A 14,615-nucleotide genomic window follows, 5' to 3' on the forward strand; every position below is an offset into this window, starting at 1 on the left:
TCCATCTTCCACCTGCACCGCCGTGACCCGAATGACCATTCCTCCCGACACCCTGCCCGTGCCGCGCGGCACGCTGATGATCCAGGGCACCACGTCCGACGCGGGCAAGAGCACGCTGGTTGCGGGACTGTGCCGCCTCGCGCGCCGCGCGGGTGCGCGGGTCGCGCCGTTCAAGCCGCAGAACATGGCGTTGAACAGCGCGGTGACCGTCGATGGCGGCGAGATCGGCCGCGCGCAGGCATTGCAGGCGCTCGCCGCGGGCATCGACGCGCACACCGATCTGAACCCGGTGCTGCTGAAGCCGACCAGCGATCGCGGCGCTCAGGTGATCATCCACGGCAAGGCGCGCATCAATCTCGACGCGCGCGCGTATCACGACTACAAGCCAGTCGCGTTCGAGGCGGTGCTGGAGTCGTATGCGCGGCTGCGCGCGTCGTACGACACGATTTTCGTCGAAGGCGCGGGCAGTCCGGCCGAGATCAATCTGCGCGAGCGCGACATCGCGAACATGGGTTTCGCGGAGGCGGTCGACTGCCCGGTCGTGCTGGTCGCCGACATCGATCGCGGCGGCGTGTTCGCGCACCTGACCGGCACGCTCGCGTGTCTGTCCGACAGCGAGCAGGCGCGCGTGCGCGGCTTCATCATCAACCGCTTTCGCGGCGACATCGGTCTGCTGAAGCCCGGGCTCGACTGGCTGGAAGCGAAGACCGGCAAGCCGGTGCTCGGTGTCGTGCCGTATCTGCATGGCCTGACGCTCGACGCCGAGGACATGCTGCCGCCCGAACTGCGCGCGGCGGCGAGCGTTGATTCGCGCCGTCTGCTGCGCGTGGTCGTGCCGGTGCTGCCGCACATCAGCAATCACACCGACTTCGACGCGTTGCGCGCGCATCCGCAGGTCGATTTTCACTATGTGCGCGCGGGTACGCCGCCGCCGGCCGCCGATCTGATCATCCTGCCGGGCTCGAAGAACGTGCCGGACGACCTCGCGTTTCTGCGCGCACAGGGCTGGGACGACGTGCTCGCGCGGCATCTGCGCTACGGCGGCCGCGTGATCGGCATTTGCGGCGGCATGCAGATGCTGGGCCGCGAGATCGCCGATCCGCATGGCGTCGAGGGCGCGCCGGGCACCTTCGCGGGCTTCGGCTGGCTCGACTATGCGACGGCGCTCACGCGCGACAAGACACTGAAGAATGTGACCGGGCACCTGGCGCTGCCCGGCACGCCGGACGTCGCCGGCTACGAGATTCATATGGGCGAGACGCGCGGGCCGGCATTGGACACGCCGGCGCTGCGACTCGACCACGCTGGCCCGCGCGAGGGCGGCGCGGACTTTGGCCGTCCCGATGGCGCGATGTCCGCCGATGGCCAGATTCTCACGACCTACGTGCATGGGCTGTTCGACACGCCGGCCGCGTGCGCGGCGCTGCTCGCATGGGCGGGTTTGAGCGATGCCGAAGCGCTCGACTATCCGGCGTTGCGCGAGGCGTCGCTGGAGCGGCTGGCCGATACGCTGGCCGGGCACGTCGATATGCGCAGGCTGTTCGCGGCGCTGGGGTGACGCTTTGCGCCGGTCTTTTTTATCGGCTTGAACGCAATTGCTGCTCGCGCGGTTCGCTCAGTACAACACCATCTGCGTGCAACGAAACAGCGCGATGGTCTTACCATCCGGACCGGTGACCGTCGCGTCCCAGACCTGCGTGCTGCGCCCAAGGTGCACACCCTTGGCGACCGCGCGGATCGTGCCCTGCGTCGCGGTGCCGAGGAAGTTGCTCTTCAGCTCGATCGTCGTGAAGTTGCGCGAGTTTTCGGGCAGATGCGCGATGCACGCGTAGCCGCACGCGGTGTCGGCGAGGCCGATCACCGTGGCCGCGTGCAGGAAGCCGTTCGGCGCGAGCAGCGCCTCGCGCACGGTCAGTTCGGCGACCAGTGTGCCCTGGTCCACGGTCAGCACGCGCAGGCCCAGCAGGTCCGGCAGCGTGCCCTTCTGGCGCTCCAGCAGGCGTTCGACGGTGTATTCCGGGCGCAGTTTGCTCATGAGATTCAGGTCCTTGTCGAAAAAAACGGCGGGTTGGAGCGGCCGATTCGCGATGCGGGGGCTTCGGCCGCGCTGAATTTGTCGATATTATCAACGGCTGGACCGGTGGGCGTCCCTGGAAACCGAACTTCGAACGGCAGCGATCGTGGAGCCCGCCGGCGCCGGTCACAGCGGATCGGCGGGGACGGAGCAATAGCGCGGCAAACCGGCTGGCGGTGTCCAGCCTTCTTTCCGGGAGATTTCATGTCGGTGATCGTGGTGGCGAATCCGAAGGGCGGCGTGGGCAAGAGCACGCTATCGACCAATCTGGCCGGCTATTTCGCCGCGGCGGGCGAATGGGTCGCGCTGGCCGACCTCGACAAGCAGCACTCCGCGCATGCGTGGCTCGAATTACGGCCCGCCACGCTGCCGAACATCGAAACCTGGGAGGTCAATCCCGACACGCCGGCCAAGCCGCCGAAAGGCCTCGAGCACGCGGTCGTCGACACGCCGGCCGGCCTGCACGGCAATCGCCTGAACATCGCGCTCGATCTCGCCGACAAGGTGATCGTGCCGTTGCAGCCGTCGCTGTTCGATATTCTCGCGACCCAGGAATTTCTCGAGCGGCTGGCGAAGGAAAAGGCGGTCAGGAAGGGCGCGATCGAGGTCGGCGTGGTCGGCATGCGCGTCGATGCGCGCACGCGCTCGGCCGAGCAGCTGCATCGCTTCGTCGAGGGATTGAAGCTGCCGGTGCTCGGTTTTCTGCGCGACACGCAGAACTACGTGCAGCTCGCGGCGCACGGCCTGACGCTGTGGGACGTCGCGAAAAGCCGTGTGGAGAAGGATCTGGAGCAGTGGCAGCCGATCGTCGAGTGGACGAACGGCGCGGGGAAGAAGGGCTGAGGCGGGGGCTGCCCGCCATCAGTCAAGCGTCAAGCTGAGCTTCGCTCAGCTCCAGGCCTGCGTGGGCACGTGGTCGCGGCTGCCCTTGATCTTGTTGTTTTCATCGACGAACACGAGGTCCGGCTTCCAGCCCGCCTTCAGCTCCGCCTCGTCGACCACCGCGAACGCCGCGATGATGACCAGATCGCCGAGCTGCGCGCGACGCGCGGCCGAGCCGTTCAGCGAAATCATGCCGCTGCCGCGCTCGCCCTTGATCGCGTACGTCGAGAAGCGCTCGCCGTTGTTGATGTTCCAGATGTCGATACGCTCGTTTTCGACGATGTTCGCCGCTTCGAGCAGATCTTCGTCGATCGCGCACGAGCCCTCGTAGTGGAGCTCGCAGTGCGTGACCGCGACGCGGTGAATCTTCGACTTCAGCATATTGCGTTGCATGATCAATCCAATCCTGTGTGACTGCGCAGTGTAACTGTGTTCGCGCGGGCGGTTGCGGCGTCAGATTTCGAGATTGTCGATGAGCCGGGTCGCGCCGAGCTTCGCGGCGGCCAGCACCACGAGCGGTGCGCTGGCGTCCTGCGCGCCGGGCGCGATCAGGTTCGAGCGCTTGCAAATCGCGATGTAATCGGGATTCCAGCCGCGCGTCGCGAGCGTCGCTTTGGCCGACTCTTCGAGTTTCGCGAAGTCGCGCTCGCCCGCGAGCACCGCGTCGCGCACCCGATTGAGTTCGGCGGCCAGCATCGGCGCCTCGGCGCGTTCGGCGGCCGAAAGGAACCGGTTGCGCGAGCTGAGCGCGAGGCCGTCGGTGTCGCGCACGGTTTCGGCGGCGACGATGTCGGTCGGCAGCGCGAACTGGTGGCACATCTGGCGCACGATCATCAGCTGCTGGTAATCCTTCTTGCCGAACACCGCGACGCGCGGCTGCACGCACGACATCAGCTTCATCACGACCGTGCACACACCGTGGAAGAAACCGGGGCGGAATTCGCCCTCGAGGATGTCGCCGAGATCGTGCGGCGGATGCACGCGGTATTCCTGCGGCTCCGGATACATGTCCCTTTCGGTCGGCGCGAACAGCACGTAGACCCCTTCCTTTTGCAGCTTCTCGATGTCGGCTTCGAGCGTGCGCGGATATTTGTCGAAATCCTCGTTCGGGCCGAACTGCAGGCGGTTGACGAAGATGCTCGCCACGACCGGGTCGCCGTGCTGGCGCGCGAGGCGCATCAGCGACAGATGGCCCTCGTGCAGGTTGCCCATCGTCGGCACGAAGGCCGTGCGATTCTGGCCGCGCAACTGGTCGCGCAATTCATGGATCGAGCTGATGACTTTCATGATCGGACAGGGATAGGCTCGCGCGGCGCGCGATCCGGTTGGCGCGACACCTGGCGGAATCGCGCGGGTCATCGCCTCACCGGCAAATGAGGGGTTCGGAGCGCGGATTGTAGTGGATTTGGGCAGCGGACGCACCGAAACGCGGCGGCACTTCCGAGCGGGGCGCGGCGCGCTTGCCGCGCACTCCCAGCTGAGGCCCGCCAGGCATCGCTGCGACGGTGTTCGTAGCGAGATTTCCACGGTCCGGCCGCGGTCCGGCCCACGGTCCGGCCGCGGTCCGGCCGTCAGGCGGCCGTCATTCAGCGCTCAGGCCGGTAGATACGCCAGCCGCACGTAAATCGGCGCGAACGGCTCCGCCTGGGTGATTTCGACGAGCGATTCACGGCACAGCTCGAGCACGGCGATGAAATTCACGATGACGACCGGCACGCCGCGGCTCGTGTCGAACAGATCGGAAAACTCGATGAAGCGCGCATTCTGCAACTGCCGCAGGATCAGGCTCATGTGCTCGCGCACCGACAACTCCTCGCGCGAAATCTTGTGATGCTGGACCAGCTTCGCGCGCTTGATCACGTCGGCCCACGCGGCGCGCAGGTCGTCGCTGTTCACGTCCGGGAAGCGCGGGGCGACACTCTGCTCGATGTAGACCTCGGCGCGCAGGAAATCGCGCCCAAGCTGCGGCAACTGGTCGATGCGTTGCGCGGCGAGCTTCATCTGCTCGTATTCGAGCAGGCGGCGCACCAGTTCGGCGCGCGGGTCTTCGGCTTCCTCGCCGGTGTCGGCCTTCTTGACCGGCAGCAGCATGCGCGACTTGATTTCGATCAGCATCGCGGCCATCAGCAGATACTCGGACGCGAGTTCGAGATTGGTCTTGCGCAGTTGCTCGACGTAGCCGAGATATTGCACGGTGACATCCGCCATCGGGATGTCGAGCACGTTGAAGTTCTGCTTGCGGATCAGGTACAGCAGCAGGTCGAGCGGCCCCTCGAAGGTCTCGAGGAATACCTCGAGCGCGTCCGGAGGGATGTACAGGTCGTTCGGCAGCTTGAACAGCGGCTCGCCGTACAGACGCGCGAACGCGACGCCGTCGACCGTGTCGGGCGTCGAATCGGTGGCGGGCGTGGAAAGCGCGGTGTCGGACGGTGCCGGCGCTGGGCCGTGAACCGGGCCGTGTATCGGACCGTGAAGCGGACCATGCACCTCGTCAGCGTGACTCATCGTCGGCGTGACTGGGGAGCTTAGAAGTTCTGGTAGTACGAGTAAGGCGTCTGCTCCACGCGCGAAGTTTTCTGCTCGGCGCGCTCTTCCAGATCGATCGGCTGTTTGTCCCACAGCAGTGCGCGGCCTTTGCGTTGCTCGGCCTCCAGATTGGGCTTCTGTTGCTTGAGCTGGTTCAGGAACTGGGTGATGTCCGATTGATACATGGCTCGACGTCCGTGGTGGGTAGGGTGGCGGCTCTCGGGCTGGCCGCTGCGCGGTGCCGCGGGGAGGGCGCCGTCGTCCGCGATTTTACCGCATGCGTCGCGGGCGGTCGAAAATCGCCGCGGGCCGCCCATTTTTGAGATGAAGCGCGGAGCTCCGCCAGGGGCACGAGACAGGCCGATCGGGGTCGCGTTGTGGTCAAATAGCATGCCTCGATCGCATGCGCGGCCGGGCGCGAGAATTCACTCATTGAGGCCGGAGGTCCTGTTTGGCGGGAGGTACGATCGACATGCCGCGTGCGTTGCGCGGCGAGACCGGCCAGGCGCGAGGGCGCGCGCGTGAGCGCGAGGCGCTCGCGCGGTGCTGGCTGCGTGCGTCGCTCGCCATCGGCCTCGGCCTCCTGATGTTGCTGCTCGCCGCGGGCAAGGCTCACGCGGCGAGCAAGGCACCGAGCTACAAGGTCGAGGTGGTCGCCGAGCCGCGCGCGCTGCGCCGGCTGCTCGAACAGCACCTCGATATCTCGCGTTTCGCGAAGCGGCCCGACGTCACCGACGACCAGTTCTCGTTCCTGATCACCGCGACGCCACAGCAGGTGCGCGATCTCGCCGCGACGCAGGGCTATTTCTCGCCGCTCGTCAGCACCGACGTGCGCACCGTCGACAACCTGCGGCAGGTCACCGTGCGCGTGCAGCCGGGCCCGCAGACCAAGGTCACGTCGGTCGATCTGTCGTTTCGCGGCGCGGTGCTGACCGAAGACCCATCGCGCGAAAACGCGACGCGCTTCGCGTTCTCGCTGCACGAGGGCCAGCCGTTCTCGCAGGGCGCCTGGGACGACGCGAAGAACGCGTCGCTGCGCGAGCTGCAATCGCGCCGCTACCTCGCCGCGAAGATCTACCACTCGGAGGCGCTGATCGATCCGCGCACGCACACGGCGAAGCTGTCGGTGATCTACGACAGCGGGCCGACCTTCACGATGGGCCAGCTCGACGTGCAGGGCACGAAGCGCTATCCGGAGCGCATCGTCCACAACGTCAATCCGATCTCGCCGGGCGAGATCTACGACACGCGCACTGTCGCCGAACTGCAGCGCCAACTGCAGAACACGCCGTACTTCGCGAGCGTCGCGATCGACCTCGACAACGACCCCGCCAAGCCGCTCGACACGCCGGTGCACGTGAAGGTGTCGGAGTTTCCGTATCACAGCTTCCGCGGCGGCGTCGGCTATTCGACCGACAACGGCCCGCTCGTGCAGGGCGGCTACACGTATCTGAACACGTTCGGCGCGGCGTGGCCGTTCACCGTCGAGGGCCGCGCCGACAAGACGCAGCAATACGGGCAGATCCAGCTGTCGATGCCGCCGGGCCAGCACGGGTGGACCAATAGCGTGCTCGCGTCGTACACGACCACCGACGTCTCCGATACGCGCATCTACAGCATCCGCGGCGGCGTGCAGCGCTCGCGCACGTCGCAGTTCCTCGACTACAGCTATTCGCTGCTGTTCTACGACGATCAGCTCGACCAGAACGCGGCGCCGCCGACCCGCGCGCACGCGCTGGTGCCGGGGTGGTCGTGGACGCGGCGCGACACCGACGACCCGCTGTTCCCGCGCCGCGGCAACCTGATCCACGTCGAGGCGGGCTTCGCGGTGAAAGGTCTGCTCGCCGACCAGTCGTTCATCCGCGGCTACGCGCGCGGCCAGCAGTATTTCCCGATCGGCGTCGACGACATCGTGCTGATCCGCGCCGAACTCGGCGGCGTATTCACGAGCGGCAGCTCGAGCGGCATTCCGGCGTCGCTGCTGTTCCGCGCGGGCGGCTCGAACTCGGTGCGCGGCTACGGCTTCCAGAGCATCGGTAACAACGTCGCCGGCTCGATCCTGCCGACCAAGTACCTGCTGACGAGCGCGGCCGAATACCAGCACTGGTTCTCGCACAACTGGGGCGCGGCCGTGTTCTTCGACATCGGCACCGCGACCGACACCTGGGGCGAAAAAGTTTTCTATCCGGGCGCCGGCGTCGGCGCGCGCTGGCGCAGCCCGGTCGGCCCGGTCAATCTCGATGTCGCTTACGGGATCCGCGATAACCGGGTGCGGCCGTATATCACGCTCGGCATCGCGTTCTGACGTTTTGACGACAACCCACTACCTTATTTGCCACCGTATTCACGCATGACCACCGACGTCACCGCCCCGCCCCCCGCGCAGCCGCCCGGCGCCATGCCGCCAGGACCGCCGGATGGGCAGCAGCCGCCCGACACGCCGCCGCCGAAGCGGCGCTGGGGCCGACTGCTGCTGAAGTCGGTCGCGGGCACGGTGGTCATGCTGGTACTGCTCGCCGCACTCGCGGTCGGTCTGCTGTACGGAGCGCTGACGACCGAGCGCGGCACGGCGTACGCGTGGCACGCGGCCGTGAAGCTGCTCGGCGGCCGGCTCGCCGGCACGCTCGACGGCGGCACGCTCGCGCGCGGCGTGCAACTGCGCGACGTGCGCTGGCGCAGCCTCGACGGCAGCGGCACCGACATCGAGATCGACCGCATCGCGGGCAGCTGGGCGCTCGCGCGCGAGCCGTGGCGGTTCACGATCGACTACCTGCACGTCGGCACGATCGAGGCGCGCGTCGGCCCGTCGTCGGCGAGCACCAGCGAGCCGCTGAGCTTGCCGCAGGATCTGCAGCTACCGATGCAGCTGGAGATCCGCGACGTGCAGGTCGAGCGGCTGCTGCTGCACGAGGGCGCGTCGACGACGGAGCTGTCCAGCTTCGCGTTTCATGGGCGCAGCGACGGGCGTCATCACGAGGCCGCGATCGATCGGCTCGATACGCCGTTCGGCGCGCTGACGGCAGCGGCGAAACTCGATGGCGTGCGGCCGTTTCCGCTCACCGGCGAAGTCGGTTATGCGGGCAAGGTCAACGATGAAGCGGTGCAGGTGGCCGGCCACCTGAGCGGCACGCTCGAGCAGCTCGTCGCCGAGCTCGATGCGAGCGGCATGAAGCTCGCCGGCCACGCGCGGGTCGAAGCGGCGCCGTTCGCCGCGGTGCCGTTGCAGCGCGCGACGCTGAGCTTCGATCATGTGAATCCGCAGGCTTTCGCGCCGGGTGCGCCGCTGGCCGATCTGGCGGTGCGCGCGCAGCTGCAGCCGGTCGAGCAGGGCGCGGCGAGCGCCCCTGGCACAGCCAGCGCGGCGAAACCGTCGGCCGCCAGCCATCCGCACCATATCTTCGGCGGCCACCACGCGCCGGCCAAACCGGCGGCGGGTTTCGCCGTCGCCGGCCATGTCTCGATCGTCAACGCGAAACCCGGCGCAATCGACCAGAAACTGCTGCCGCTGATCGATGCGAACGCCGACGTGCGCCTCGACGCCCACACGCAGAGCATCTCGAACCTGAACGTGCGGCTCGTGCGCAACGCGACGCTCACCGGCGGCGGTGCGCTGAGCGGCCGGCACGGCCGGCTCGATCTGAGCGTCGCGCGGCTCGACCTGAACGCGCTGCAGGCGACCGTGCGGCCGACGCAGCTGTCCGGCCCGATCGGCATCCGCCTGAACGACGACATCCAGACCCTGACGCTCGATCTCGCCGACCCCGCCGCCGCGCTGCGCGTCCAGGGCAAGATTACGTTCGACCCCGCACGCATCAGCTTCAACGACGTGCGCGTCACGTCGGGCCGTGGCCGCATCGATCTATCGGGCGCGCTGAAGCACGATGAGAACTCGACCTACAACCTGAAGGCGCAACTGACCGATTTCGATCCGCTGTCGCTGACCTCGCAGATGCCCGCCCGCACGCCTGTCACGACATCCGGCGCGTCCGCCGCGAACGGCGCGCAACGCGAGCGGCAAGCGCAAGCCGCGGCGCTCGTGGGCAGCACCGCCGGCGCGAAGAGCACGGCGCCCGGCGATCAGGCCGCCGCCATCGCGAAGAACACCGCGCAGGCCGCGGCGCAGACCGAAGTGCTCGAGCGCAGGACGCCACCGCCCGCGCATCGCGCGGGCCCTGCGCCACGCGCAGCCGCGCATGCAGGTCCGCCAGCGCGCAGGATCGAGGCGCGCGTGAACGCCACGGTCACGGCAGCAGGTGTGCTCGCGCCGGTCTTCACGACGCGCGCCGAATTCACGCTCGGTCCGAGCGTCTACAACGACCTGCCGCTCACGGGCGGCGGCATGATCCAGCTGGCCGGCTCGCGAATCCTGCCGAGCCACGCGAATCTTTCGGTGGCGGGCAACCGGGTGAATCTGCAAGGCAGCTTCGGCGCGGCCGGCGACCGGCTGCGCTTCGGCATCGACGCGCCGCAGCTCGATCGGCTCGGCTTCGGCCTCGCGGGCGCGGTCGCCGCGGACGGCGACGTTACCGGCTCGTTCGCGCATCCGAACGTCACGCTGAATTACAAGGCCGACAGCGTCGTGTTCGCGAGCAACCGCGTCGGCCATGCGGAAGGCCACGCCGAGTTGCGCGACGGCGCGAACGGCGCGCTCGCGTTCACGACCGACGCGCGCAATGTCAACGCGGGCGGTGTCGACCTCGCCACGCTGACCGCCCGCCTGTCCGGCACACGCGCGAACCACACGCTTGAAGCCGCCGCGACCGGCAAGCTGCAGGACCGACCGCTCGATCTGACGCTCGCCGCCAACGGCAAGCTGACCGACACGCGCGACGGCTCGCGCTGGGACGGCACCGTCACGCGTCTGCAAAATCGCGGCACGCCGGCGCTCAATCTCGAATCGCCGCTCGCGCTCAGCGCCGGGCCGGGGCACCTCACGCTCGGCGCGACGCGCCTGACGATCGAAGGCTCGGTGCTGACCCTGAAGTCATTCGCGTTCGATCACGGCCGCGTCCAGTCGGCCGGCAGCCTGACCGACGTGTCGCTCGCGCACTTGCAGGAGCTGCGTCACCAGATCACCGGCGAGCCGCCCGCCGTGCGCACCGACCTCGTGTTCGACGGCGACTGGGACTTCTCGCTCGGCGCGACGGCGAGCGGCCACATCGAGCTGCGGCGGCGCAGCGGCGACGTCACGGTCGAGATCGGCCGCGGGCTCTCGTCGATGGGCATTGGCGACATCCGCGCGCGCGCCGAATTCACCGGCGGCAACCGGCTCAATGCGACCGTGCATGCGCAGGCGAGCCGCGTCGGCGTGATCGATGCCGACGCGCACACGCCGCTCGTGCTGCGCGACGGCATGTTGAGCGTCGATCCGCAAAGCGCGCTGTCGGGCAACGTGAACGCGAACGTGCCGTCGCTGGGCGCACGACGGGCGGCCTGCTCGGCCCCGGCTATCTGCTCGACGGCCATCTCGCGCTGAAGCTCGCGCTCGGCGGCACGGTCGCGAAACCGAACGTGACCGGCTCGCTGACCGGCGACGGTCTGTCCGCGACGGTCGTGAGCCAGGGCGTGCAACTGAAGGATGGGGTCGTGCGCATCGCGCTGTCGCAGAACATGGTGGACTTCCAGCAGGTCGAGTTCCACGGCGCGAGCGGCACGCTGCGCGCGACTGGGCACGTGCGTCTCGACAGCCCGGAGCCCGACATGACCGCGAGCATCGTCGCGGACAAGCTCGATGTGTTCGCGTCGCCGGACCGCCATCTGTCGCTGTCGGGCAGTGCGAACATCTCGAACGGCGGCGTGGAGCGCGGCCCCGTGATCGACGGCAAGTTCGTGGTCGACAGCGCGCGGTTCGATCTGCCCGAGCAGGCCGCGCCGAGCCTCGGCGACGACGTCGTGATCATCCGCCCGGACGGCACGCGCTCGGGCGGCCGGCCGCCTCCGAGCGAAGGCGGCCAGCCGCCGGCGAGCCCGTTCGCGCCACGCGCGAACATCGAGATCGGCCTCGGCAACGACTTCCGCTTCCGTGGGAAGGGCGCCGATCTCGGCCTCGCCGGCACGATCAACGCGACGAGCGCGCCGAATACGCCGCTGCGCGCGGTCGGCAACGTGCGCGTCACGCCGGGTTCGACCTACACCGAATTCGGCCGCAAGCTCGCGATCGAGAACGGCTTCTTCACGTTCAACGGGCCGGTCACGAATCCGGGCATCAACATTCTCGCGATGCGCCGCAACCAGCAGGTCGAGGCCGGCGTACAGGTAACGGGCACGCTGCAGGCGCCGGTCGCGCGGCTCGTGTCGGAGCCAAGCGTGCCGGACAACGAAAAACTGTCGTGGCTGCTGTTCGGCCACGGCACCGACCAGGGCAACAACCTCGGCCAGCAGAGCACGATGACGACCGCGCTCGCGCTGCTCGGCAGCGCGACGGGTCAGCGGATCGCGCAGACCGTCGGGCTCGACGAGTTTTCGATCGGCCGCAGCGACGTCGGCCTGACCGATCCGCAAGTCGTGATGGTGTCGAAGGCGATCAACGAGCGGCTCGTGATCGGCTACGAGCAGGGGTTGCAGTCGGCGAGCAATGCGATCAAGGCGACGATCAATCTGACGCGATACTGGTCGCTGGTCGTGTATGGCGGCACGTTCTATGGCGCCGACGTGCTGTACACGCGGCGCTTCGACCGGATCTCGTGGTGATGCGGGCAACATAAAAAAACGGCACGCCTGGAAGCGTGCCGTTTTCGTCATACCTGCCTGCGGCGAGGTGGGGCGAGGCGCCCGAAGGCGCCGCGCGTTACTTCACGCGCATGCCGGGCTTCGCGCCGCTATGCGGCTCGAGCACGTAGAGGCCCGGTTCGGCCTTCTCGTCCGCCGCCGATGCCGCCAGCACCATGCCCTCGGACATGCCGAACTTCATCTTGCGCGGCGCCAGGTTCGCGACCATCACGGTCAGCTTGCCGATCAGCTGCTCCGGCTGATACGCGGACTTGATGCCCGAGAACACGTTGCGGGTCTTCTCTTCGCCGACGTCGAGCGTCAGTTGCAGCAGCTTGTCCGAGCCTTCCACCGCCTTGCAGTCGACGATCTTCGCGATGCGCAGATCGACCTTCGCGAAGTCGTCGATCGTGATGATGCCGGCCTCTTCTTCCTTCGCGGCGACGGCCTTGGCGTGGGCCTTCGCCTTGGCCTTCGCGTCGGCCGGCGCCGCTTCCGGCGTGGCCTGCAGCGAGTCGCGATTGGCCGCGAGCAGCGCCTCGATCTGCTTCGGATCGACGCGCGTCATCAGATGCTTGTACGCGTTGATCGGGCGCGCCGAGCTGAGCGGCACGGTGGCGTCGGCCCACACGAGCGGCTCGATGCCGAGGAAAGCCTCGACCGCTTCGGCGAGCTTCGGCAGCACCGGCTTCAGGGCCAGCGACAGCAGACGGAACGCCTCGATGCTGACGCTGCAGGTCTCGTGCAGCGCGACCGCATTGGCTGGGTCTTTCGCCTGATCCCAAGGCTTGGCGGTATCGACGTAGGCGTTGACCGAGTCGGCGAGCTCCATGGTCTGACGCAGCGCGCGGCTGTACTCGCGCGCCTCGTAGTGCGCGGCGATCTGCGGCAGCGCCGCGCGCAGCGTGCCGAGCAGCGGATGATGCATCGCGCTGTCCTGCACGCGGCCGTCGAAGCGCTTGATCAGGAAGCCGGCCGCGCGGCTCGCGATGTTCACGTATTTGCCGACCAGATCGCTGTTCACGCGCGCCTGGAAGTCGTCGAGATTCAGGTCGAGGTCTTCCATCGTGCTGTTCAGCTTGGCCGCGAAGTAGTAGCGCAGCCATTCCGGATTCAGGCCGGTGTCGATCACGCTTTGCGCGGTGATGAAGGTGCCGCGCGACTTCGACATCTTCGCGCCGTCGACCGTCAAAAAGCCGTGCGCGAACACGTTGGTCGGCGTGCGATGGCCCGAGAACTCGAGCATCGCGGGCCAGAACAGCGTGTGGAAATACAGGATGTCCTTGCCGATGAAGTGGTACTGCTCGGCCGTCGAGCCCTTGCGGACCCACGCGTCGAAGTCGAGGCCGCGTTTTTCGGCGAGGTTCCTGAAGCTCGCGTAGTAGCCGACCGGCGCGTCGAGCCACACGTAGAAATACTTACCGGGCGCGCCCGGAATCTCGAAGCCGAAGTACGGCGCGTCGCGCGAGATGTCCCAGTCGGCGAGCTTGGCTTCGCCGGCGTCGCCGAGCCATTCGCGCATCTTGTTGGTCGCTTCCGGCTGCGCGAGGCCGCCGACCCAGGCGCGCAGGAAGTTCTCGCAGCGCGGATCGGACAGGCGGAAGAAGTAGTGCGTCGAGGTCTTGCGAATCGGCGTCGCGCCCGAGACGACCGAGTACGGATTGACGAGCTCGGTGGGCTGGTAGGTCGAGCCGCAGACCTCGCAGCTGTCGCCGTATTGGTCTTTGGCGCCGCATTTGGGGCACTCGCCCTTGATGAAGCGGTCCGGCAGGAACATTTCCTTGACCGGGTCGTACGCCTGTTCGATCTCGCGCGCGTCGATCAGCCCCGCTTCCTTCAGCGCGAGGTAGACGTTTTCGCTGAGCACGCGGTTTTCGTCGGAGTCCGTCGAGTAGTAGTTGTCGAACGAAATGCCGAAGCTGTCGAAGTCGCGCTTGTGTTCCAGCCAGACGCGATCGATCAGCTGTTTCGGCGTCAGACCTTCCTGTTCCGCGCGCAGCATCACCGGCGTGCCGTGCGTGTCGTCTGCGCCGACGTAGTAGACCTCGTGGCCGTGCATTCGCAGCGCCCGGACCCAGATGTCCGTCTGGATATATTCGACCAGATGGCCGATATGAATCTGCCCGTTCGCATAAGGAAGGGCCGACGTGACGAGAATCTGACGGCGGCCGGGCGGCGCGCCTGCTGGGAGGTCGGTGGCGGGTGCTGACATAAGGATCGGGGGTGCCTGCGGTGGGACGAAACGGTGATTTTAGCAGGGCGCACGCCGCACGCGGACCGGGCGCGGCGGGCTGGACGCGCGGAACAGAGGGGGATGGGGGTGGGCGCTGCGGTGGGGGACCGCCAGGAACGATGCCTGGCGAAGCGGGGTGCAAAACCGCGCGGGCAAAAAAAACCGGGGTCGGTAAACCCCGGAGCAACAACG

Annotated in this window: 9 protein-coding genes and 1 pseudogene; 4 read left to right on the forward strand and 6 right to left on the reverse strand. The window is 67.6% G+C overall.

All coding sequences use genetic code 11. The annotated features are described in order from the left end of the window. The first annotated feature begins 31 nt into the window (after nt 1–31). On the forward strand, nt 32–1,558 hold the full coding sequence (locus tag OKW40_RS20625; RefSeq protein WP_429491274.1) for a cobyric acid synthase: 1,527 nt from the start codon (nt 32–34) through the stop codon (nt 1,556–1,558). Nucleotides 1,559–1,615: 57 nt separating this feature from the next. Here OKW40_RS20625 and OKW40_RS20630 read toward each other — a convergent pair whose 3' ends face one another. After that, the gene (locus OKW40_RS20630) at nt 1,616–2,035 is read right to left on the reverse strand and encodes a PaaI family thioesterase (protein WP_090803438.1); all 420 of its coding nucleotides are present in this window, start codon (nt 2,033–2,035) and stop codon (nt 1,616–1,618) included. Between the two features lie 243 nt (nt 2,036–2,278). On the opposite strand from OKW40_RS20630, the gene OKW40_RS20635 reads away from it, so the two are divergent. Beyond that, nucleotides 2,279–2,917, forward strand: coding sequence for a ParA family protein (locus OKW40_RS20635; protein WP_184059634.1), 639 nt, complete (start codon nt 2,279–2,281; stop codon nt 2,915–2,917). 45 nt (nt 2,918–2,962) lie between these two features. On the opposite strand, the gene panD is transcribed toward OKW40_RS20635, so the two are convergent. The 4 genes from panD to OKW40_RS20655 all read right to left on the reverse strand — a co-directional run bounded on the left by panD (nt 2,963) and on the right by OKW40_RS20655 (nt 5,667). Continuing rightward, the gene (gene panD, locus OKW40_RS20640) at nt 2,963–3,349 is read right to left on the reverse strand and encodes an aspartate 1-decarboxylase (RefSeq protein WP_018431692.1); all 387 of its coding nucleotides are present in this window, start codon (nt 3,347–3,349) and stop codon (nt 2,963–2,965) included. A 60-nt stretch (nt 3,350–3,409) separates the two neighbouring features. Then, nucleotides 3,410–4,243 (reverse strand): pantoate--beta-alanine ligase, encoded by an 834-nt coding sequence (gene panC, locus OKW40_RS20645; protein WP_429491276.1) that lies wholly within the window; start codon nt 4,241–4,243, stop codon nt 3,410–3,412. Nucleotides 4,244–4,549: 306 nt separating this feature from the next. Continuing rightward, nucleotides 4,550–5,461 carry a segregation and condensation protein A gene (locus tag OKW40_RS20650; RefSeq protein ID WP_221311919.1) on the reverse strand — a complete coding sequence of 304 codons (912 nt, stop codon included), beginning with the start codon at nt 5,459–5,461 and terminating at the stop codon, nt 4,550–4,552. Between the two features lie 20 nt (nt 5,462–5,481). Beyond that, nucleotides 5,482–5,667 carry a DUF3460 family protein gene (locus tag OKW40_RS20655; RefSeq protein WP_090803441.1) on the reverse strand — a complete coding sequence of 62 codons (186 nt, stop codon included), beginning with the start codon at nt 5,665–5,667 and terminating at the stop codon, nt 5,482–5,484. A gap of 266 nt (nt 5,668–5,933) precedes the next feature. Between OKW40_RS20655 and OKW40_RS20660 the strand changes: the two genes are divergently transcribed. After that, nucleotides 5,934–7,787: an autotransporter assembly complex protein TamA gene (locus tag OKW40_RS20660; RefSeq protein WP_429491278.1), complete on the forward strand. Its 1,854-nt coding sequence runs from the start codon at nt 5,934–5,936 to the stop codon at nt 7,785–7,787. A gap of 45 nt (nt 7,788–7,832) precedes the next feature. After that, a pseudogene (locus tag OKW40_RS20665) lies at nt 7,833–12,172 on the forward strand (translocation/assembly module TamB domain-containing protein). Between the two features lie 97 nt (nt 12,173–12,269). On the opposite strand, the gene metG reads toward OKW40_RS20665, so the two are convergent. Further along, nucleotides 12,270–14,402 carry a methionine--tRNA ligase gene (metG, locus tag OKW40_RS20670; RefSeq protein ID WP_429335912.1) on the reverse strand — a complete coding sequence of 711 codons (2,133 nt, stop codon included), beginning with the start codon at nt 14,400–14,402 and terminating at the stop codon, nt 12,270–12,272. Nucleotides 14,403–14,615 lie beyond the last annotated feature (213 nt).

This window comes from Paraburkholderia sp. RAU6.4a, from assembly GCF_050435625.1.
In the GTDB taxonomy this organism is placed as follows: domain Bacteria; phylum Pseudomonadota; class Gammaproteobacteria; order Burkholderiales; family Burkholderiaceae; genus Paraburkholderia; species Paraburkholderia tuberum.